This is a genomic window from Listeria weihenstephanensis (assembly GCF_003534205.1).
Classification (GTDB): domain Bacteria; phylum Bacillota; class Bacilli; order Lactobacillales; family Listeriaceae; genus Listeria_A; species Listeria_A weihenstephanensis.
In genome coordinates this window covers 2,770,042-2,791,668 of sequence record NZ_CP011102.1, presented here as the reverse complement: position 1 = coordinate 2,791,668, position 21,627 = coordinate 2,770,042, and the positions used below count along the sequence as shown (strand labels likewise).

20 protein-coding genes are annotated in these 21,627 nt (G+C 40.5%); 11 read left to right on the top strand and 9 right to left on the bottom strand.

The genetic code is table 11. The features are described 5' to 3' along the window. Positions 1-17: 17 nt before the first annotated feature. Genes addB through UE46_RS13470 form a run of 5 tightly spaced genes read left to right on the top strand, consistent with a single transcriptional unit; the run spans position 18 to position 9,408 of the window. On the top strand, positions 18-3,491 hold the full coding sequence (gene addB, locus UE46_RS13490; protein ID WP_036062712.1) for a helicase-exonuclease AddAB subunit AddB: 3,474 nt from the start codon (positions 18-20) through the stop codon (positions 3,489-3,491). Next, entirely contained in the window at positions 3,488-7,213 is a 3,726-nt protein-coding gene (gene addA / locus UE46_RS13485) for a helicase-exonuclease AddAB subunit AddA (protein WP_118907698.1), read from the top strand. The genes addB and addA overlap by 4 nt, the downstream gene beginning before the upstream one ends. Before the next feature lie 4 nt (positions 7,214-7,217). Beyond that, on the top strand, positions 7,218-8,078 hold the full coding sequence (locus UE46_RS13480) for a fumarylacetoacetate hydrolase family protein (RefSeq protein ID WP_036062687.1): 861 nt from the start codon (positions 7,218-7,220) through the stop codon (positions 8,076-8,078). Between the two features lie 22 nt (positions 8,079-8,100). Further along, entirely contained in the window at positions 8,101-8,460 is a 360-nt protein-coding gene (locus UE46_RS13475; protein ID WP_036062689.1) for a YisL family protein, read from the top strand. A gap of 42 nt (positions 8,461-8,502) precedes the next feature. Further along, positions 8,503-9,408: a YitT family protein gene (locus UE46_RS13470; RefSeq protein WP_036062691.1), complete on the top strand. Its 906-nt coding sequence runs from the start codon at positions 8,503-8,505 to the stop codon at positions 9,406-9,408. Positions 9,409-9,840: 432 nt separating this feature from the next. Here the strand turns inward: UE46_RS13470 and UE46_RS13465 are convergent, their stop codons facing one another. Further along, positions 9,841-10,650, bottom strand: a complete 810-nt coding sequence (locus tag UE46_RS13465; RefSeq protein ID WP_036062693.1) for a Cof-type HAD-IIB family hydrolase — start codon at positions 10,648-10,650, stop codon at positions 9,841-9,843. Positions 10,651-10,811: 161 nt separating this feature from the next. On the opposite strand from UE46_RS13465, the gene yjfP reads away from it, so the two are divergent. Then, positions 10,812-11,564 (top strand): esterase, encoded by a 753-nt coding sequence (yjfP, locus tag UE46_RS13460; protein ID WP_036062696.1) that lies wholly within the window; start codon positions 10,812-10,814, stop codon positions 11,562-11,564. Positions 11,565-11,625: 61 nt separating this feature from the next. Beyond that, on the top strand, positions 11,626-11,934 hold the full coding sequence (locus UE46_RS13455; protein ID WP_036062697.1) for a metal-sulfur cluster assembly factor: 309 nt from the start codon (positions 11,626-11,628) through the stop codon (positions 11,932-11,934). A 60-nt stretch (positions 11,935-11,994) separates the two neighbouring features. On the opposite strand, the gene UE46_RS13450 is transcribed toward UE46_RS13455, so the two are convergent. Next, positions 11,995-12,351 (bottom strand): PTS lactose/cellobiose transporter subunit IIA, encoded by a 357-nt coding sequence (locus UE46_RS13450; RefSeq protein WP_036062700.1) that lies wholly within the window; start codon positions 12,349-12,351, stop codon positions 11,995-11,997. A gap of 151 nt (positions 12,352-12,502) precedes the next feature. Between UE46_RS13450 and UE46_RS13445 the strand changes: the two genes are divergently transcribed. Together UE46_RS13445 and UE46_RS13440 are read left to right on the top strand one after the other, a co-directional pair. Next, positions 12,503-12,700 carry a hypothetical protein gene (locus UE46_RS13445; RefSeq protein WP_118907697.1) on the top strand — a complete coding sequence of 66 codons (198 nt, stop codon included), beginning with the start codon at positions 12,503-12,505 and terminating at the stop codon, positions 12,698-12,700. A 742-nt stretch (positions 12,701-13,442) separates the two neighbouring features. Next, positions 13,443-13,964 (top strand): type 1 glutamine amidotransferase domain-containing protein, encoded by a 522-nt coding sequence (locus tag UE46_RS13440; RefSeq protein ID WP_036062702.1) that lies wholly within the window; start codon positions 13,443-13,445, stop codon positions 13,962-13,964. Between the two features lie 27 nt (positions 13,965-13,991). On the opposite strand, the gene UE46_RS13435 is transcribed toward UE46_RS13440, so the two are convergent. From UE46_RS13435 to UE46_RS13425, 3 genes are all read right to left on the bottom strand, one after another. Continuing rightward, positions 13,992-14,255 carry a hypothetical protein gene (locus UE46_RS13435; protein WP_118907696.1) on the bottom strand — a complete coding sequence of 88 codons (264 nt, stop codon included), beginning with the start codon at positions 14,253-14,255 and terminating at the stop codon, positions 13,992-13,994. Between the two features lie 134 nt (positions 14,256-14,389). Next, positions 14,390-14,809: a DUF805 domain-containing protein gene (locus UE46_RS13430; protein ID WP_036062706.1), complete on the bottom strand. Its 420-nt coding sequence runs from the start codon at positions 14,807-14,809 to the stop codon at positions 14,390-14,392. Between the two features lie 376 nt (positions 14,810-15,185). Further along, on the bottom strand, positions 15,186-16,475 hold the full coding sequence (locus UE46_RS13425; RefSeq protein ID WP_036059289.1) for an NCS2 family permease: 1,290 nt from the start codon (positions 16,473-16,475) through the stop codon (positions 15,186-15,188). 194 nt (positions 16,476-16,669) lie between these two features. Between UE46_RS13425 and UE46_RS13420 the strand changes: the two genes are divergently transcribed. Continuing rightward, positions 16,670-17,317, top strand: a complete 648-nt coding sequence (locus tag UE46_RS13420) for an HAD family hydrolase (protein ID WP_036059291.1) — start codon at positions 16,670-16,672, stop codon at positions 17,315-17,317. 43 nt (positions 17,318-17,360) lie between these two features. Next, positions 17,361-17,651 carry a hypothetical protein gene (locus UE46_RS13415; RefSeq protein WP_051492818.1) on the top strand — a complete coding sequence of 97 codons (291 nt, stop codon included), beginning with the start codon at positions 17,361-17,363 and terminating at the stop codon, positions 17,649-17,651. Between the two features lie 360 nt (positions 17,652-18,011). Here the strand turns inward: UE46_RS13415 and UE46_RS13410 are convergent, their stop codons facing one another. The 4 genes from UE46_RS13410 to UE46_RS13395 all read right to left on the bottom strand — a co-directional run bounded on the left by UE46_RS13410 (position 18,012) and on the right by UE46_RS13395 (position 21,614). Further along, positions 18,012-19,025 carry an alpha/beta hydrolase family protein gene (locus tag UE46_RS13410; protein WP_233230935.1) on the bottom strand — a complete coding sequence of 338 codons (1,014 nt, stop codon included), beginning with the start codon at positions 19,023-19,025 and terminating at the stop codon, positions 18,012-18,014. After that, a complete protein-coding gene (locus UE46_RS13405) occupies positions 19,022-19,627 on the bottom strand; it encodes a GNAT family N-acetyltransferase (protein WP_036059294.1) in 606 nt (201 codons plus the stop codon). The genes UE46_RS13410 and UE46_RS13405 overlap by 4 nt, the downstream gene beginning before the upstream one ends. Continuing rightward, positions 19,599-20,393 carry a MerR family transcriptional regulator gene (locus UE46_RS13400; protein WP_036059296.1) on the bottom strand — a complete coding sequence of 265 codons (795 nt, stop codon included), beginning with the start codon at positions 20,391-20,393 and terminating at the stop codon, positions 19,599-19,601. Before UE46_RS13400 ends, UE46_RS13405 begins: the two co-directional genes overlap by 29 nt. 81 nt (positions 20,394-20,474) lie before the next feature. Continuing rightward, entirely contained in the window at positions 20,475-21,614 is a 1,140-nt protein-coding gene (locus tag UE46_RS13395; protein ID WP_036059299.1) for a pyridoxal phosphate-dependent aminotransferase, read from the bottom strand. Positions 21,615-21,627 lie beyond the last annotated feature (13 nt).

The following is a 21,627-nucleotide window of genomic DNA, read 5'->3' as shown; positions in this document are numbered from 1 at the left end:
TGTTCGGTGGTGGCGAAATGAGTTTGCAATTTATTATAGGTCGCGCTGGTACTGGAAAAACAGCGTTAATAATGGACAGGCTAGAGGAGAAAATGATTCAGAACCCACAAGCTAGCTCTCTTTTCTTGGTTCCGGATCAAATGACTTTACAAACAGAGACAGAACTTTTTAAACGCGAGAATATCTCGGGTTTATTACATGCGCAAATTTTTAGTTTTAGCCGTTTGGCATGGCGAGTTCTCCAAGAAAGTGGTGGTCTGGCAAGAACGTTCCTTACTGACTCTGGTTTAGAGATGATTATTCGTAAAATTATGATTGAAAAACAGGATGAGTTGTATTTATTCGGACGAAATGCCTCCAAGAAAGGTTTCATTAAAGAGTTAGAGCAGATATTTAAAGAAATGAAGCAGTATTGTGTGGACAAGGAGCAGATTCGGGATTTTGAAAGTGAGATTAATCTTGATTTAAAAAATAAAATGGCTGATATCGCAACGTTATATGATGCTTATGAGGATTCATTATCCGGTAAGTACCTAGAAAATGAAGACTATTTAAGGTTGCTAATAGATGCTATTTCGGGAAACTTATTCTTACAACAAAGTGATATTTTTATTGATGGTTTTCATGAATTTTCACCGCAAGAGTATTTAGTTTTAGGTGAATTGATGAAGACTTGTAGAAGTGTGACGATTGTGTTGACTTTGGATAAGATCTATGACGTGAGTGAGTTAAATGAATATAATCTGTTTCAGATGACTGGGACAACTTATGCTAACTTAACCGAGATGGCCAGAAATGGCGGGTGTGAAATAGCACCCAATATTATTTTGAAGGATAATAAACGATTTGAAAAAGAGGAACTGCTACACTTGGAGGATACTTGGTCAGATATCGCGATTTCAAAATTTAATGGTGAAGTAAAGGCAATTGCAATTGATGAGGCTAATAATCGACGGGCGGAAATAGAGGGTATAGCGAGGCGTGTGAGACAGTTAGCTTTGGATGGATATCGATATCGGGATATCGCTATTTTAAGTCGAGATTTGGATGCCTATGAGACTATTTTACGTTCTTCTTTTCAGGCAAATGATGTTCCGTATTTCATTGATAAGAAACGAACAATGGCAAATCATCCTATGGTAGAATTCCTGCGCTCAAGCCTAGATATTATCCGAACTAATTGGCAATATGAAGCAGTTTTTCAGGCAGTTCGTACAGAGTTTTTCTTTCCTTTAGATGTGAGTAGTACTATTTATCGTGGAAAAGTAGATATTTTTGAAAATTATATCTTGGAGAATGGGATCTATAACAAACGAAGATGGATGGATAAGAAGCCCTGGAGCTATAGGAAAATACGTGGGTTGGATTTGAATCAAGGTGTGCAGACAGATGATGAAAAGATACGGGAAGATACGATTAATGATGTGAAAGATCAGATTAGGAAGCCTTTGATGGTATTAGAGAAACAGCTGAAGGATGCGGAAACTGGTATGGAGCAGGCAAGTGCACTTTTTCAATTCATGTTGGATGTTCGCGTAGATGAACGATTAGATGTGTGGCGTAAGCGCGCAGAAGAGGCGAATGAACTCGAATTAGCAAAAGAGCATGAGCAAGCATGGAAATCGGTTATTGGCTTGTTAGACGAGTTTGTGGAGGTTATGGGAGAAGAGAAAATTTCGTTAGATATTTTCTTTGATATCATTAATACGGGGTTAGATGCACTTAATTTTGCCTTACTTCCGCCTTCCCTTGACCAGCTAATCATTACAGATATGGATAATTCCAGGTTATTAAACAAGAAGGTTATTTTTGTTGTGGGTGTCAATGATGGCGTACTACCAATGAAGAAGCAAGAGAGTGGAATTTTATCTGATGAGGATCGCGTTGATCTAAATATGTCAGGGGTTGCCGTTCGACCAAGCGGAAAAATGATGCTGTCAACGGAAGATTTCTTAGCATATCGGCTGTTGACGCTGCCCTCAGAACTTTTATTTATTAGTTACCCGAACGCTGATGATAATGGTAAGGAGTTATCGGAGTCTAGTTATGTGAGGCGAGTGAATACTATTTTTCCAAAACTTCGGCGAGGGGTTTATTTAAGTGATCCTTCTTTACTTGAAGATGTGGATCAAGCGGCATATATTTCAGCGCCAAGATCGGCTATTGGGTATCTAACGGCTCAGTTGCAGTTTAAAAAAAGGGGCTATCAGATGTCGTCAGTGTGGTGGGATGCTTATCAGTTCCTGAAATCAGATAAGGTTTGGGGAACATCCACTTTGAGAATATTAGAAAGTCTATTTTATCAAAATAAAGCTGAAAATATTTCAAAAGAAGTGGCAACGGCTTTATTTGGAGAGGATATTCATGCGAGTGTATCACGAATGGAGCGATTTTATAGTTGTCACTTCCAGCATTTTGCCCAGCATGGACTTAAATTGGAAGAAAGAGCGCATTTTAAATTGCAGTCCGTTGATATTGGCGAAATTTTTCATGGGGCAATGGAATGGATTTCTGGAGAATTGCGGAGAAATAGTCTGGAATGGGGAAATTTGTCTACGGAGCAGTGTATGGAGATGGCCAGTTTGGCTATGAAATACTTGGTTCCTAAGTTGCAACATGAAATTTTGTTAAGCACGAAGCGTTTAGAGTATATTCAATATAAATTACTAAATATCATTATTCGGGCAACTCGAGTGTTAAATGAGCAGGCGAAAATTAGTTTATTTAAGCCGGTGGGACTAGAAGTTGATTTTGGGATTAAAGGCCAAATACCACCTCTGAAATTGCCGTTACATGATAACCGAGAATTAATTTTGCAGGGGCGGATTGATAGAATAGATGAGGCTGAGCGCGATGAAAGAACATTCTTGAGAATTATTGATTACAAATCGAGTTCACATGATCTACCGATGACAGAGGTGTATTATGGGCTGGCTTTACAAATGTTAACTTATTTGGATATTGTCGTAGAAAATTCGGCTAAACTAATTGGCAAGGTAGCAGAGCCAGCAGGAGTACTCTATTTCCATATGCATAATCCACTTATATCAACAGATAAAGAATTGACAGATGCGGAATTGGAAAAGGAATTATTAAAAAGTTTTCGTATGAAAGGGCTAGTACTGGATGATGCTTTGGCTGTTTCGTTGATGGATACGGAATTGGAACCAGGTAAAACATCGACTATTGTTCCAACTGGATTGAAGAAAGATGGACATTTTAATGCGCACTCTGCTACTGCAACTAAAGCGGAATTTGATGTGATGCGGCAATATGTACGAAACCAATATGTGAAGGCCGGGAATAAGATTATTGATGGTGAAGTTGCAATTAATCCGTATAAGCTGAAGGAACGAAAACCTTGTCAATTATGCCCGTTCCGATCTGTTTGTCAGTTTGACGCTTCACTAGACAGTAACAATTACCGTAAGCTAGATAATCAGAATCGAGCGGACGTCCTACAGAAAATGAGAGAGGAGGATCAAAAATGAAAAAGGAAATTCCTATGAAGCCAGATAGTGTCACATGGACGGAAGATCAGTGGAAGGCTATACATGCTTCTGGTCAAAATATTCTTGTCGCAGCGGCGGCTGGATCGGGGAAAACGGCAGTACTTGTAAACCGTGTGATTGAAAAGATTATTGATCCAGAGAATCCTATTGATGTGGACGAATTGCTTATTGTAACTTTTACAAATGCCTCTGCTGCTGAAATGAAGGCGAGAATTGGCAGAGCTATAGAAAATGCACTTTTGGCAAATGAATCGTCGGGGCATTTGAAACGGCAAATTGCTTTACTTAACTACGCTTCTATCTCAACGCTACATTCTTTTTGTTTAGACGTTATAAAAAGATATTACTACTTGGCAGATATTGATCCAGAATTCCGTCTAATTGACCCGATTGAAAGCGCAATGGTACGTGATGAAGTGATGGATAAGTTGCTAGAGGAACACTACGGGCAGGCGGAAGATATCGCTTTTTTTGAATTGGTAGATACATTCACTGGAGACCGATCAGATGATGATATTAGCCGAGTTGTTGGGGAGCTTTATGATTTCTCTCGGGCACATCCTGATCCAGAGAAGTGGTTAGAAGCAATTGTTACTAATTATGATGTAGCCAATATTTCGGATGTTGTTGATTTATCTTTCTACCCGGTTATTGAAAAGCAGTTATTGATGACTTTGCGTCAAGCGGAGCATTTTTTGAGACATGCGATTTTATTATGTGGTGAAACAGCAGGTCCAGAGCCATATATTGTAACTTTAAATAATGATTTGGATCAAGTGATGTTCATTATTGAAGCGTTGAATAATGGATGGAATGAGTTGGGGGATACTTGGAAAGCTGTGAAATTTCAGCGAATTGCTACTTTGAAAAATAAAGATATGTATGATGAGGTTTTGGTCGATCAGGTGAAAAAGTTACGTGATCAGGCGAAAAAAGTAATCACAGATGCGCAGAATGAGTGGTTCCAAAGAAGTGGCACGAATTATTTGTTAGACTTAGGGAAAATGAAGCCGACAATTGAGACGTTAATAGCACTTAGCAAAGAGTTTTCTGTGAGGTTCTATGAGGAAAAGGTTGCCCGAGGAATGCTTGATTTTAATGATTTAGAGCACTTGGCGTTGCGCATTTTGTCGGATCCCGAGCATAAAAATAAGCCTTCTAGTGCGGCTTTGGGATATTTAGCTAAATTTAAAGAGGTATTGATTGATGAGTATCAAGATACTAATATGGTTCAAGAGAGCATCCTATCACTTGTCACGGCGGATACGGAAGCGGATGGTAATTTATTTATGGTTGGGGATGTTAAGCAGTCGATTTATCGTTTTCGTTTAGCGGAGCCAGGCCTATTTTTGGCTAAATATAAGCGGTATACAGAGGATGGGCATGAAACTGGCATGAAGATTGATCTGTCGCAGAATTTCAGAAGTCGTTCGGAAGTTTTGGACACGACGAATTTCATTTTCAACCAATTGATGGATACGGAGGTTGGAGAAATTGAATATGATTCGCAGGCGGAGTTGGTTTTGGGAGCAAATTTTCCAGAGTCGGATACGTCGGATACAGAACTTGTTTTAATTGATATGGAACAAGACGACAAGTCAGATGAAGCGGATGACTTATCACCTGAGCAGTTGCAAAAAAGACAAGTAGAAGCGCGTTATATTGCTAGGAGGATTGATTTACTTATACAAGAGAAGACGCCCATTTTTGATAAAGCTTTGAAGCAGTATCGAGCTATAGAATATAGGGATATCGTTATTTTATCGCGTGCTTTAACGAGTGCTCCTGAGATGGAGGAAGCTATGAAGGAGTTGGATATTCCTTTTTACGCAAACAACAATTCAGGATATTTTGAAGCGACAGAGGTTGCGGTCATGATTTCTTTGCTGAAAATTATTGATAATCCATATCAAGATATTCCGCTCGCTTCTGTTCTACGCTCGCCGCTTATTGGTTTGAACGAGGATGCGATGGCGAGAATTCGAGCGGTCGGGAAGAATATGCCGTATTTCGAGGCACTAGAAAAATATGCTATAACGCAGAGCGATGGCTTAGTTGAGCAAGTGCAATCATTTTTGAAGCAATTGAGTAATTGGCGGGAATTGTCTATGCGTGAGAATTTAGCGGACTTGATTTCGCAAATTTTTCAAGAAACACATTTCTATGATTTTATGGGCGGTCTACCGGGTGGTAAGCAAAGGCAGGCGAATCTTCGGGCATTATTAGATCGTGCTAATCAATATGAAAAAACAGCTTTTAGAGGATTATTCCGGTTTATTCGGTTTGTGGAAAAATTAGAAGTGAAGGGACAGGATTTAGGGACTGCTAAGACGCTAGGCGAAAAAGAAGATGTCGTTCGAATGATGACGATTCACGCTAGTAAGGGACTTGAATTCCCAGTTGTATTTTTATCTGGTTTGGATCGGAAGTTCAATATGCGTGATATTTATAATAAATACTTATTTGATAAGGATTTTGGTTTTGCAACGAGATATAACGATCCTGTTAAACGAATTGTATATCCTACTATTATGCAACAGGCGATAAAATATAAGAAAGTTGCAGAGATGACCGCTGAAGAAATGCGTGTGCTTTATGTTGCTCTGACTCGGGCGGAGGAGAAGTTAATTCTTGTGGGCACGGTTCCTAGTTTAGAGAAAGCAACTGCTGAATGGGAGCGGAGTATGCATCAAGCTGAGTGGATATTGCCAGCAAGCGTTAGGTACCAAGCGAAGACCTACTTGCAGTGGATCGGGAGCGTTTTTGTAAGGCATCCTTCTTATCTTGCTCAAATGGGAGTAACTCAGGTTTCAGGCGCTGTGAAATTACCAACCAATATGAGTCTTGTGATTGCAAAACATCAGTATGAGGAGTTTTTAACTGTAAATAACGATGATAAAGAAGACTCGGGTTGGTTGGACATTGTGAAATATGGTAAAGATGCAGAGACGGAGTCACCTTATTATAGGCAAATTCAGAACCGTTTGGGTTTTGAGTACGGCTTTAAAGAGGAGGCGGAAATTAGATCAAAACAATCGGTGACAGAAGTGAAGCGACAATTTTCCGTTACAGATAGTTTTAGTGACACGCGTTTTACAAGAAATGCGCAACCAGTTTCTTTTGAACGGCCTAAGTTTATGCAGGAACAAAAATTGACCGCGACGGAACGAGGAACGGCAATGCACACGGTGATGCAAGCATTATCATTAGATGAAAAGCCCACATCGCGGACGGTTGCGTTATTACTCGAAGATTTGGTGACTAGGGAGATTATGAATGAAAATCAGGCGGCTTCTATTCAAATAGATGAGATTATTGCTTTTTTTGATTCGGAGCTTGGGGAAATAATGATTCAGAATGCTACTAGAACCTCGCGGGAAATACCGTTTAGTTATAAAATTCCTGCTAACCGTTTATATCAGAAAGTGGAGACAGATGAGCAAATTATTGTGCAAGGTATGATTGACGTAATGGTAGACACAGGGGATGAACTTATTATTATTGATTATAAAACGGATCAAATAACAGGAAAATTTGAAAATGATTGGCTGAGAGCAGAGCCTGTTTTAAAGAAGCGGTATCAAGTGCAAATGGATATGTATAAAGAGGCTGTAGAGAAAATAAGTAGTAGACAAGTGGACCATGTTTATTTATACTTTTTTGATGGAGATCATATTTGTGAATTGACAGAGGGAGAGTGAAGAAATGAAGTGGATTAGCTTTAAAAAGGGTGGTAGAGATTCATTTGGTATTGTAAAGGGAGATGAAATTATTGATATCAGTGCATTCTTTATGGAATCAGAGTGTCCTAAAACGTTAGTAGATCTTATTTCGCAACCTGAGAAGCTAGAGCATATTATCAATCAGCAGGAAGCGATGCAAGGCGCAATTTCGTGTAAGGATATTCAATTTTGTCCAGCGATCGTACCTGCTAATAATGTTCTGGCTGTTGGGAAGAATTATCGGAAGCACGTGTTAGAGATGGGGAGCGCGAAGGATATTCCAGAAGCCATTATGATTTTTACTAAAAGTAAAAATGCACTTTTGGGGCATCGCGGAACAATCCCGCTGCACGCTGAGGTGACAGATGAGTTGGATTATGAAGGCGAGCTTGCGGTTGTGATTGGGAAACAGGTTGTAGATGTTTCGATGGATGAAGCGATGGATGCTGTGTTTGGCTATACAATTCTAAATGATGTGACGGCCCGGGATTTACAGGTGAAGCACAAACAATTTTATATTGCTAAAAGTTTAGATGGAAGTTGTCCGATTGGGCCCTATGTTGTGACAAAGGATGAGATTCCAGATCCAAGCAAATTGCGAATTAAAACGCTGGTAAATGGCGAATTGAGACAAGATGGCACGCTGGATCAGCTTATTTTTCCGATTGCAACGATTATTTCGGAGCTTTCAAAAGGACATACGCTTATGCCAGGTGATGTCATTGCTACAGGGACTCCAGATGGTGTCGGAAAGGGCATGAAGCCACCACGCTTTCTAAATGCGGGAGATACTGTTACAATTACGATTGAAGGAATTGGAACGCTTGAAAATCAAGTGATGTAAACGAAGGAAAAGGGGAGTTATTATGTGGGCATATATTCATTTGATTTCATGGGTAGGGATTGTGGTATTTACTTTAGTGGCAATGTTTATCTATAAGAAATCAGCAAAAGTTTTTACAATTATGCAGATGTCTAATCGGGTGCTGTATATCACGGTTATTTTGAGTGGAATTATGATGATGAAGTATAGTTTTAGTGATCATGTGGTAGTATCTATTTTCAAGATATTGCTGGGACTTGCAACGATTGGTGTTGTGGAAATGTTACTTAGTTATCGGAAGAAGCAAAAACCGTCGAATCTCTTTTTGGGGTTATTTATCGTATGTGTGATTGCTACTGTTAGTGTAGGGTTCTATTTGTCTGGAGGACGACCTCTATTTTAAGAGAGCTTGCAAGTGTAATTTTTTTGAAAGTGGGAAATTGGGTTGAAGCAACGACAAATTTATATTGAGAGTACGAAGAAATTTTTTATTGCAGTGCTTGCTGCGTTGTTGAATGCGATCGGGATGAATTTTTTCTTGATTCCTGCGCATGTTTATGCAAGTGGTCTGACAGGTGTTGCACAGCTTACTTCTGATTTATTGCAGGATGGAATTGGTGTAACGTTATCAACTGGATTACTTGTGTTATTACTAAATATTCCTGTAGCGGTACTGGGCTGGTTTAAGGTAGGCCGAGCGTTTACGGTATTCAGCTTTGTAACGGTAGCTTTTATGTCTTTGTTTTTAATTGTGATACCAGTACAGGAGGTTTCTTCGGATATTCTGCTAAATGCGATTTTTGGTGGGGTTATTTCGTCTGTAGGGATTGGACTAGCACTTAAGTTTGGGATTTCTTCAGGGGGTCTTGATATTATTGCGATGTACATTACGATTAAAACGGGACGCTCATTTGGTAAATATTTTTTGATTATGAATGGTGTTATTATTTTGATTGCAGGGTTTACTTATGAGTGGACGTATGCACTTTATACGCTGATTTCATTGTATGTTTCTAGTCGAGTGATAGATACAATTCATACGAGACATCAAAAATTAACAGCAATGATTATGACGCAGAATCCAGAAGATGTGATTCGCGGCGTTCAGGATAATATGTTTCGAGGTATTACAGTGGTGGATGCGACGGGTGCGTACTCTAAGGAGAGTGTCACGATGCTTGTGATGGTCATTACTCGCTATGAATTATATGATTTGACGCATATTGTGCAAGCTGTGGACCCGCGTTGCTTTATTAACATTGTGGAGACTTCGAGCGTATTTGGTGATTTTCGTTCGGAAGCTGATCAGAGGATGGCGATGGAAATGTATAAGACTGGGATACATCATTAGGTAGTGTTTGTTCGAATAAGTGATTTTTAATTCTCATTTTGGCTTCTTTGTTGAGGCTTTTATGATGGCCCAAATAGCCATAAAGCCAATAAACCAGCTGATAATAATGATAATTGTCAACATGCATTCATTCACATCCAATCTATCCCTTGACGAGGATTTTGAATTAATTATATCACTTCTTTTACTAATAAGAAGGCTTATGTAAAACGTATCTATCGATTGGGCACTTTAAAGTGGGCCCATTCGATAGGTATTTCTTTATACGCTGGATTTTAGAAATAGCGATGTGCTTAGGTTATTCGAGGTAAACAGGAGAGGGCCATACTATTTTCAGAAGAACTGCAACTACGAAAAGGATAGTGGCACATGGGAAAATAAATAGGTAGAACGGTGTTAAGATTCTACCTGGAAATATTGATAACGTGAAGATTATACGCCTAAATTTTCTTCCAAATAAATCGCAATACCGTCTTCTTCGTTGGATAGTGTGACTGTGTTTGCCACGTTTTTCAGTGGATCGATGGCATTACCCATTGCAACGCCAACGCCTGCGTAATCTATCATCTCAAGATCATTATCTTCATCACCAAATGCAATAATATCTTTGCGATCAATGCCAAGATAACGACTTGCAGCTTGGACGCCGACTGCTTTATGAACGCCGAATTTTGTCATTTCCATCGCTGGCCATTCTGCGCCCCAATTACGGTATGTCACAATATTGGAAAGGCGTGTGTCCATATGACTGCTGATTTCTTGTAGCATTTCTTGACTAGCGAAAAATAGTAGCGATGTCGGATCTGTTGTTATTGTGTTGCGCAGATCTCCGATAAAGACATTTTCTTTGCCTTGTTGGAACATGTCGGGTACGCTATTGTTGCGTTCGCGTAGGAACACACTATCTTGAACTTCTGCTGCAATATTATCTAGCGCATAATTTGTTGAGAAATCAAGCAGTTCACGTGCTGTTTTTAAGTCGATGGCCTGATGGTAGGCATTGCTGAATTTAATATCTCGTGGGTGATGGAAAACGGCACCATTGAAATTTACAATCGGTGTATCTAAGCCTAGTTCATAATAGTACATGTGGCTCATGCGATACGGGCGACCAGTCGCAATCATAACTTCGTGGCCTTGCTCGCGTGCATTAGCTAGTGCTTTCTTTGTTCGATCGGAAATGGTTTGATCGCTTTTTAGGGCGGTTCCATCCAGATCGAGGACGATTAATTTTTTTGTCATATATGTCTCCTCATTCTTTCTATAATTCGAATATCTAGTCCCTATTTTGATAAAGTGTTAGAATAGATAGTATACCTTTATGATAGACGTTTGGGAGCGCTTTGTAAACGGCTAAGTGCTTTACGAAAAATTAATAAATCACATGGAAATGAGGCTTATCAATGATTCAAGTAGAACATAAGTGGATAAAAGAAATTCCAGTCTTGCATATTTTTGATGAGAGGAGTGGGCTAGAAGCTTTGCCTACAGTCTTTTTTTATCATGGTTTTCAGTCGCAAAAAGAGCTCTATTTGCCGTATGCTTATTTGCTTGCGCAGCGCGGGATGCGTGTGATTTTGCCAGATGCACCGATGCATGGGGAACGCTGGGCGAAAGAAACGGATACGGAACAAGCCATTTATTTCTGGGACACGGTTCGTGGGAATATTGATGAATTGCCGATATTGGTTGAGGCGCTGGGGGCAGAAGGGCTGATGGATATGTCGAGACTTGCGGTTGGCGGTTTTTCGATGGGGGCGATTACGAGTTTTGGAATGTTAGCGCAGTATGATTGGCTAAAAGTTGGTGTTTGTCTTGCGGGGAGTTCGTATTACGGGCATTTTGCCAAGGCATTAGCGGATGGCGTTGCGAAACAAGGAGTGGAGTTTCCTTTTGACGTAGATGCACGAATTCGTGAGCTTGCACCGTATGATCTAAGCGCTGCGCCTACGAAATTGAAAAATCGGCCTTTGATGATGTGGCACGGTAAAGCGGATGATGTGGTGCCTTTCCAATACAGCGAGAAATTGTATGAGGCTTTGGTGGAAGAGGACATGACGGACAACGTTGCATTCATGGTGGATGAGAAAGCGAAACATAAAATATCGATTGAGGGCATGCTTGCGGCTGTCGGCTTTTTAGAAGAAAAATTATAATGAAAATCATTCTCAACTGTGATACAATAATGTTAGAAAATCAAAAGGAGGCTACTACTTCATGGATGCTGAACTAAAAGAAAATTTAATGGGTGCTTTGGAACAAGTAATCGATCCGGAGCTAGGTATTGATATTGTTAATATTGGTCTAGTTTACGATGTGGACTTGGATGATGAAGGACTTTGTACGGTAACGATGACATTAACTACGATGGGATGCCCGCTTGCAGGTGTTCTTACGGATCAAGTTCGTGTGGCAATGTCGGATATTCCAGAAGTGAAAGACACGAATGTAGAACTAGTTTGGACGCCGGCTTGGTCGAAAGATCGGATGTCGCGTTACGCTAAGATCGCACTCGGTATACGTTAAAAAAGATACGTGGACAAGAGCCCTAACTTTGGTTAGAATACTTGTCTTCGTATCTTTTTCTTATTTTAGAATGTTTCTTTCCAATTGTTCGATGCGTGTTTCCAGTTCGCGTTGCTTTTGATATTGGCGTACGATTTGTTTCGCTAAGTTGAGTTCGGCTTGTGCAGTCATCAAATGGTCTTGCCCGTGTACCAATAAAAAGGATGGTGCTACCTCGTGCTCTGAACTTCGACGAGAAACGAGTTTTGTCTGCCAGGCATGCCCCTCTAAAAACTGTACTTCTGCTTTTTGCAAATGAGATGTTGCCTCTTCGAACTTGTAATTTTCTGCAGCTGCGATTGCCGCATACGCCTCGTTACGCGTATTTCCACCGTGTAGAATTAATTTTACAACGGCTTCTTCTGTATGGATATCCATTTTCCCACCTCATTTATAAGCTATAATCTTATTGTAGCAAAGCGCTGGAAGAATTGCTATTATTAGGTTAATCAGACTATGGTACGATGACGGCAGGCTTGTTTTTATTATATAATAGGGCTATCAAAGTGAGTGGAAGAGAGGGATTATCGTGGAAGAGCGGTTGTATGATCTTGAGGATAAGGTGCAGGATCTGGAGTTGGAAGTACTTGAACTACGTCGACAAGTGAACGATTTAGAACACGAGAAAAAAACTAAATCGCATGGTGGAAATTGGACGTGGGGAATCTGGGCGTTAATTCCGATAGTGGCTATTATTTGTAATATGATTATAAAACTAGTAGACTAATAGAAGTAATAGGTTCTCCGATATCTTTTTCGGAGAATTTTTATGAAAAAATTTTTTTCGCTGTTCGTATCATAAGTGCACGCTTTTTAATTACAATTGGTTCAAAGCAGTAATATTTATGTGTAAAGAACAACTTTAGCTTGAAAATATGTACAAAATTTCATAAAGCTGGATATTTAGACACAAAAATTCCACAGTTTGTTCGCTTGCTTTTTTCAGTCAACAAAAGTAGAATGTATATATACCTTAGATTTGATATAAGTTCTTATTTTGACAAAAGTATACAGTCATTGTTTATTTTTGTGGGGATAAGACCCTATCATGGTTATAATGGAATCGGTGTATCCATCTTCCAAATGGTGAGCATTTATGTTTATCATATGATTTCGCACCGACGCCCATTATTTGTTTTCATTCATCTCATTTGCCATGTAGTTTTCGTTTGTGCCTCATCCCGTTAAGCATAGACAACTGAACATGATGGCGTGCCAAGTCAATTGACTTGGCTTTTTTTGTTGTTGTGGCTGTTCGAACAAAGTGAGTATTCGATCCCTAATGTTCTCTTTACGGCAAATATCTTTAGAGAAATAATGTTTTTTACTAATACCCTAGCTAGAACTGAGATAACCAAGACAAAACTAAAAACAAAGCAAAATCGCCAAACCCCCAACAAGCAGATCATTTCACCCGCGCGATCTCTATTGTTATACTTAAGGTATCAATGTTGAGGGAGGACGAGGAAATGACACTACAAGGTAAAAAAGTGATTGCTTTAGTCAGTGACGATTTTGAGGACTTAGAATTATGGTATCCTGTTTTGCGTGTTCGTGAGGCTGGAGCTGAGGTCCATTTGGTTGGTGAAAAAGCGGATACTGTTTATCACGGGAAATATGGTGTTCCTGCAACAAGTGATTACAGTTTTGATGATATTAAGGTAGAAGATTATGACGGGATTTTAGTTCCTGGGGGATGGTCTCCAGATAAATTACGTCGTTTTGATAAGGTAATAGAGTTTGTTCGTTATTTTGATGAGCAGAAGAAACCGATCGGACAAATTTGCCATGCTGGATGGGTTCTTATTTCAGCAGGAATTTTAGATGGTGTGAACGTAACGAGTACACCTGGTATTAAGGATGACATGACGAATGCCGGTGCGATTTGGCATGATGAAGCAGTTGTGACGGACGGTCATATTGTTTCCAGTCGCCGCCCGCCAGATTTACCTGAATATGTACCTGCGTTTATTGAGGCATTTAAGAAATAGAAAAAAGAGCCTTTATTTGGGCTCTTTTTACGTGAAATAATAACTGATAACAAAACCAATAAATGATGGAATTGCGGCAACGGCGAGTAAGATGCTCCATCGTAATTGGACTTTTCTGTTTGGGTTTTGCGATCTGCCAACGGATACAAGCGCGGAGCAGATAATCGATGCCACAATTAAGACCATCAGTACGAAAGAGAACAACGATGACAAGCTGTATCCGGTTGTTAATAGGCTGAAAATGATAACTAGTATGGCAATTCCAATGCCACTAAAAAATGCTTTCCACAAATGGCTCACTCATTTCTATTCGGATTCCTAATTCCTTTATAGCAGATATGTAAGGTCGTTGTCTAATAAAATGGCTAGATAGGCAAAATTCCAAATAAAAAAAGGACGGGAAATTATTCACGTCCTTGTGTAAGTTAGAAATCGTAATTATTTTCTAGTGATAATTCACCAGGTAAGCACATCAAAACGATGATGATAATCTCGCCGACAAATGGAATGAGGCCGAGTAAAACAAACCAACCGCTTCTATTCGTGTCATGTAAACGGCGAACCATTAGGCTGAGTGTCGGAATAAAGGTTGCGATTGCATACAGAATTGCGACGATTGTAATGAACAGCATTGGACCAGCCATTAGCACGAAAGCGGCATCACCAGTGGAACCTGCAGTCGTTGTCGCTACGGTAATTACTGTGAAAATTAGAAATAGAACATAAAAAATACTAATAATAATGGCATTCCATAGAACAACATACCAATATTCGGTGCGTGATGCACTATCGCTGAAATTTACGTAATTTTTCCAATAAGATTTATATGCTTCGAGGAATCTCAAGATAAACCCTCCTTTCTAAGATGTTAAACTTTAGTATAGCATGATTTTGGGTGATTAAGTTTGACGGAATTGTGAATAATCTGTGAGAAAACGCTTGCTTTTGTTAGTAATTTTAATACTTTGGGTTTGAAGGAAGAAAAGACGAGTCTGGGACAAAACGCGAGATAAAGCAAAAACGCCCTTCCCTTTACTTCGGGTAGGACGAAAAATTTTGCTTTACACAAATCGAGCGAAAGCGTTTGTATTCAGGGAGTTTGGTGGAAGCCGGAAGCGGAGTGTACGACTGTACATGAGAACCGGAAGTCCGCCAAACTCCCTGAATGCGAACGCTTGCCGCCGATTTATCGGGGTTATGTCCCAGACCCGTCTTTTCTTTTTAATGTGGTAAGAAGGCAACTAGGATGAAGAATAGAATCGCAATAACGATCAGGAACCAGTTGAGTTCGCGCCATTTACCAGTGAATACTTTTAGGATTGGGTAAGAAATGAAGCCAAATGCTAGGCCAATTGCGATGCTTGATGTTAGTGGCATCGCGAGAATAACTAGAAATGCTGGGAATGCCTCGTCGAGCGTGTCCCAATCGATTTCTTTCACGGCGCCAATCATCATACTACCGACAATAATTAGCGCGGGAGCTGTGATGGCTGAGATTCCAGATACGGCACCGACAAGTGGAGCGAAGAAGGCGGAGACAATGAACAGGCCGGCTACGGTAAGCGTTGTTAGGCCTGTACGACCACCTGTTGCAACGCCTGCTGATGATTCAATATAGGCGCTTGTTGGTGTTGTACCAAACATCGAACCGACACTTGTTGCGACGGCATCTGCCAGTAGGGCGTGTTTTGCATTTGGCAAACTTTCGCCTTTCATGAGGCCAGCTTTTTTAGCAACGCCGATCATTGTTCCTGTTGTATCGAAAATCGTGATTAGAAGGAATGACAGGACGACGCCATAAAGGCTATACGTGACCACATCGCCGAATGCGTGTATTGGATTCGTGATAACAAGGTCAGGCATCGATGGCATTTTGACAAAACCATTGAATTTCAGTTCACCAGTGAAAAAGGCGATAATGCCGGTCGAAATCATACCGATAAAAAGTGCTCCTTTGACGTTTAGCGCTAGGAAAATGAGTGTAATCAAGAGTCCTGCGATGGCAAGTAGTGCTTCTGGGGAATGAAGATCGCCAAGCCCGACTAGATTGGAGTCACTTTTTACGATGATTCCTGTCATACGGAAGCCGAGGAAAGCGATGAAAAGTCCGATACCAGCTGTAATACCTGCTTTTAATGTATGTGGGATTGCCGTAATTAATTTTTCACGAAATGGTGTTAGGGATAATAGTAAGAAAATAATACCTGCTACGAAAACGGCGGTGAATGCGGTCGTGTAGTCTAGTTTTTGCGTGGTAACTACAGTGACGAAGTAAGCATTCATTCCAAGGCCTGGTGCAATCGCGATTGGATAGTTTGCGAATAAGGCCATCCAGAGTGTCCCGACAACAGCTGAGATAATCGTTGCCATGAAGACTGTATTAAATGGAACACCAGCTGCCGAGAGGATTGCGGGGTTTACGACGATAATATAAACCATTGTTAAAAATGTTGTAAAACCGGAAATAACCTCTGTTTTGACGTCTGTTCCATGTGCTTTTAGTTGAAACATAAAATTCCACTCCCTTTTGTAATTAAAAAGCTGATTTTTGTTCTTATTACGAACGTTTTAAAACCACAACTACAATAATATTCGTTTTTCGGTTGAATTGCAAGCTTATTTTCGGGAATTTAATTCTTTTTTATGATGAAACCGTTTCATATGTTATAATGAAGAGGTTGAAATATGATAGCTGGAGGAATTTCATGAAAGCATTTGTTTTTGATTTTGATGGTACAATGATTGACACAGAAGCAGTTTGGTTTGACGAGACACAGAAGTATTTGCAAGTGAATTATGGCTTGGATTTGCCGATGGATGTGTATGAGCAAGTGGTTGGTAGTACGGATGAACCGCTACTTCTCTACATGGCGGAGCAGACGAATGGCAAATTTGATGCGGCGGCTTTCCAAAAATACATAGATGTGCAAGTGCATAATGGCCGTGATAAACTGGAAATGCGTCCAGGATTCATGCGATTATTTAATTACGCGAAAGATAATGGGTACAAAATTGGTTTAGCGACCAGTTCTGCGCGCGCTTGGGTAGATCCGATACTTGAGAAATTCGGTATTTTAGAGGATTTTGAAACGATTCAAACGGCGGATGATGTGGAAGTGATTAAGCCTGATCCAGCACTTTATCGTCAAGCGGTGGAGGCACTTGGGGTAAAACCTGAGGAAGCTGTGGCTGTAGAGGATTCGCGTAACGGTTCGTTATCAGCTGTTGGTGCGGGATTACATGTGATTGTCGTAAAGAACGAGGTAACGAAGGGCATTGTTTTCCCTGAGGGAACGAGTGTCTATGATTCGTTTGAAGACGTGGATTTAGATGCGTTTTTAGCGGGTAAATAAAAAAGGTAATAATGAAGGAGTGATTTGAATGATTGAAAATACGATAAAAGAAGTTGAGTTATTCGAGCAAATGAAACATGGTGAGCCAGTGCTTTTTGTGACAGCAATCGGGTATATTATTGGTATTACGGATATTCCAGATGAGATTCCACATAGTGTTGTAAAGTTGAAAGATGTCTATATTAACTGTGTTTCGGCTTCGCGGGTGAATCGTTTTTCTAAAGGTTTGAACATTTCTGTAGACCAGATTATTGGGTTTAATGTTTTGACGGAGGAAGAAATGAATAGAATGATTACGAATTGGCAAGTTTCCATGGCCCCAACCATCGGCTAGTCTTTCAGCGGAGCGAGAAGACCTCATCTCCGTCGTTAAAAGTTCCGTTCCGATGCTCTTCTACTCTTTGTTTCGCATAACTTCTCACATGGTCGGGGAGATAAGACTCCCTCCCTGTTTTCAGTTGATGTACAAATCGTACATTCCGCTTCGGTACTCGCTTTTGCCTAGGAACTAAGGCCTTCTCGCTCCGCTGAGGTTTGGTGGTACGGTTGTGGAACTGGCGGGGAGTATGATTTTTTAGGGAAAACCTTATTTCTGTCGTTAGAAGCACTATTTTGATGCTCTCATACTGGGATTCGAGCATTTGTTAGTATGATTTTTTGTGTTATAGGACTGGTGATTGCTTGTGGGCGATTGTTAGTCCTTATTTTTGTTTAGTTGGTTTAGGCTTTTTTGGCAGGTGTTTAGGTAGTCTTTGTCTAGGAGTTGGTCTTTTGGTGCCATGATGGCGGTCAGGGTTGTGAGCCATTTGGAATTGGCGATTTGTGGGTTTAGCATGGCGTGTTGTGTGTTCTTAATAGTGACGGTGGTGAGTAGTTTTTCGGGAATCGTCTGGGTGTAGACTTGTTTTGTATCTTGGATGTCTACGTTGCGATCTTTTTCAGCGAGCAAAAGTAGTACTGGTGTTGTGATTTTTTTTAGGTCGGCTGTGGCGTCAGATTGATAGTTTTTTTGGACGAACTGCCAACGGTCCTTCGTCATCGCGTTTTCTTCTGGTGCGATTTTTTGATAGGTTGAATAGGAGGAATTATTGTTTAGTAGGGTCAAGATTTCTTGGTCTTTTTTTGTCGTTGTTTTGATTTGTTGGGCTGTTTTCCCCTCGTTTTGTAGTTCTTGTTGTGTGTTGAATTGGCCTTGTTCAATCCAGTTTATGGCTGGGGATGCTAGGATGGTGAGGGCGAATTTGTGTTCACCGCTAGCCATGACTTTTGGAATGACCCAACCGGCTTGGCTGGCTCCCCAAAGTACGATTTTGTCGGTGTTGATATTGGGTTGTTGTTTAGCCCATGTGATGACATCGTTTACTTCTGTTGCGCGGTCGTCCATGGATTGGTTTAACCAGTTTCCTTGAGACTTGCCAATACCGGGTTTATCCCAGGAGATGGATGTATAGCCGCTTTCTGCAAATTTTTCCATAAGTGGCTTATAACCTCCATCTTGGGTAGCATCCATTGGCCCGTCTCCGTGGACAAAAACGACAAGTCCTTGCTGTTTTGTACCGTGACTGGGCTTCGCGATGAAGGCGTTTAATGGAGTGGAAGTGGTGTGAATTATTTTTGTGCTCTCTTTCATGTTATAGCTATTTTCATATAGAAATACGCCGATTAGCAGAAGGAGAGGAATGCCGATAAAGAGTAATATTTTTTTCATGTTAGTTTCCTCCATTCCATAAAAATCCATGAGGCTTCGTTAAATAAAAGTCCTCGTAGTAAACTAGTGTTTTGCTTTGTGATTTGGAATCCTAGGGCTTTGTATAGCTGAATTGCGTTGTTATTTTTTTCGGAAACGTATAGTGTGAGTCTTTCATTGGAGCTGATTTCTGATTGCGCGCGTTGGAGTAGCGCTTTTCCGATTCCTTGTCGTTGGGCGGTGTGATCCACGGCGATATGGTCGATGTAGCACTCGTTATCGGTTAAAGTATGTTCTAATGCGAGCAATTGGGTCATGATTCTTAGTGTGTTTCTAACGCCAAAAGTGCGACATTGGGATAAAAAGTTCCAGCTAGGCTTTGCTGTTTTTATGGATTTAAATCGAAGCAACATCGTGCCGCGAACCTCGTCATTCTTTAAAGCCACGAATTGTTTTTGGGTAGGATCGTCATCGGTGATTTGCCAAAAGGAACGGATTAATTGTAACTGTTGTTCTTCGTTGAGTTTTTTTGTCGTAAATTTGGAGCGAAATGCAGTTAAAACTAGTTTTTGAATGGCGTATTCTTGTTTATAACTACACGAGATAATCAGATTTTGAGGCAATATCTTCGCCGCCTTTCCACTCCATTTTTGCTTGGATATCGAAAACGACATAATCAGAATGGAAAATAGAGGAATAGGATTTTTCTTGGCATAGGATTAGAGTTGGTGGGCATAGTTCAAAAACAGGTTCCTTTTCAAATAGAGAAATAGCTTGTTCAAGTTCGGCTTCGTTTGAAACGAGAACGCTCTGTACTAAATAGTCACCAGACTGCAAAACGAGATCATCGGAAAGCGGCGACTCAATAAAGGCTTGGGTTGCATTGTTTATAGTAGTGTAAAAGATATCACTGTTAAAAACGTGTATATCAGAGTCACGCATGGTTTCTTTTAAGTGATGGAGATCCACGTTACCTGTTTGTTCATCATACTTTATTTGCTGAAAATGCCGTTTTGGATAATGCTTTATCTGGCTAGTATTAGGACTGGCGGACGTGGCATTGGTTAGGACTGTTTCGACCTGTTTTTTGACAGACTCTAGCTGGATGATTTTATTTTCTAGGCGAGATAGAGCAGTTTGAAGTAGTTGTTCGCTTTCACTGGGGGTATACTTCTCCATCAAAGCCTTAATTTCAGGGACAGAGATACCTAGATTTCGAAATAGCAAGATGTTTGATAGTTGGTATATCTCGTCTAAACCGTACATATGATAGCCGTTTGCGTCGATATAGGCTGGTGAAAAAATGCCCTTTTCCTCGAAATAGCGAATTTGGTAAATGGATACATTCATAAGTTGTGCTAGTTCACCGATTTTTAAATTAGAATTCATCTTCGGCATCCTTATTACTTGGTTTATAAAACAAGTATAGACCATGGGGCACACCCATGGTCAAGTGGAATATTAGAATGGTTAGAAAGAAAGTTTAGCTAATCGGTCGAATGCTTCTTTTAACACGTCCAAATCCTGTGTCGCGGCTAGGCGGACGTAATTATCTCCAGTGTCGCCAAATGCTAGACCTGGGATCAGCAATACTTGCGTTTCTTTTAGGACGTATTCGCAGAATGGGACGGAGGTCATTCCGGAGCCGCTTATGTTAATGAAAGCATAGATTGTGCCTTTTACTGGGTGGATCGAAAGGTAAGGTATCTCAGAAACGCGTTTTCCGACGTATTCTAGACGTTTTTGGAACGTTTTTGTGACTTCTGGTATAAACTTGTCTGCATTATTTAGAGCGTGTATCGCGGCTCTCTGGGACGGTGAGGGTGCCGAGAATGTAATGCCTTCGTTGATCGCCTTCACGGCTTGGATGATATATTCGCCCGCGATCATGTAGCCAATTCGCCAGCCTGTCATCGCAAAATTTTTCGAGAGGCTGCCGAGTGTGATGGTGTGTTCTGGTGCGTATTGCGCCATTGGGGTGAACTTTTCATAGAAACTGAAGCCATCGTAGACTTCATCGGATAAGATGTAAAAATCGTGTTTTTTCGCGAGTGAGGCGATTTCTTCAAAGATTTCACTTGAGAAAACGGCGCCTGTTGGGTTGTTCGGTGAATTTAGAATCAACGCTTTTGTTTTACTTGTAATCGCAGCGTTTAAAATATCCATATTGATCGCAAAATCGTCTTTTTCATAGGTTGGAATGAAGATGGGAACGCCGCCAGCCGCCAGAACTTGATCTTTGTAAGGCGTGAAGTACGGTTCGTGGATGATAACTTCGTCGCCAGGATCAATGATGGCTTGAAGTGCGAGATACATCGCGTGGCATGCGCCGACCGTTGCGCGGATTTGGCTGGTGGAGAACTGTAAATTGTATGTACGATCGTAAAATCCAGAAATCGCTTGGAGTAATTCGATGTCACCAGATGCCTCGGTATATTTGGTTTGGCCATTTTTCACATCTTTGAAAGCAGCTTCGATGATTTCTTGGTCAGTAATAAGGTCTGGATCTCCAATCGAAAAGTCAATCAAGTTCGGCGTTGTTTTCGCGATAGTTGTAATTTGAGATAAGATATTGACGGGCGCTTGTTGATATTTTTTAGCTAATTTCATTTAAAAAAACCTC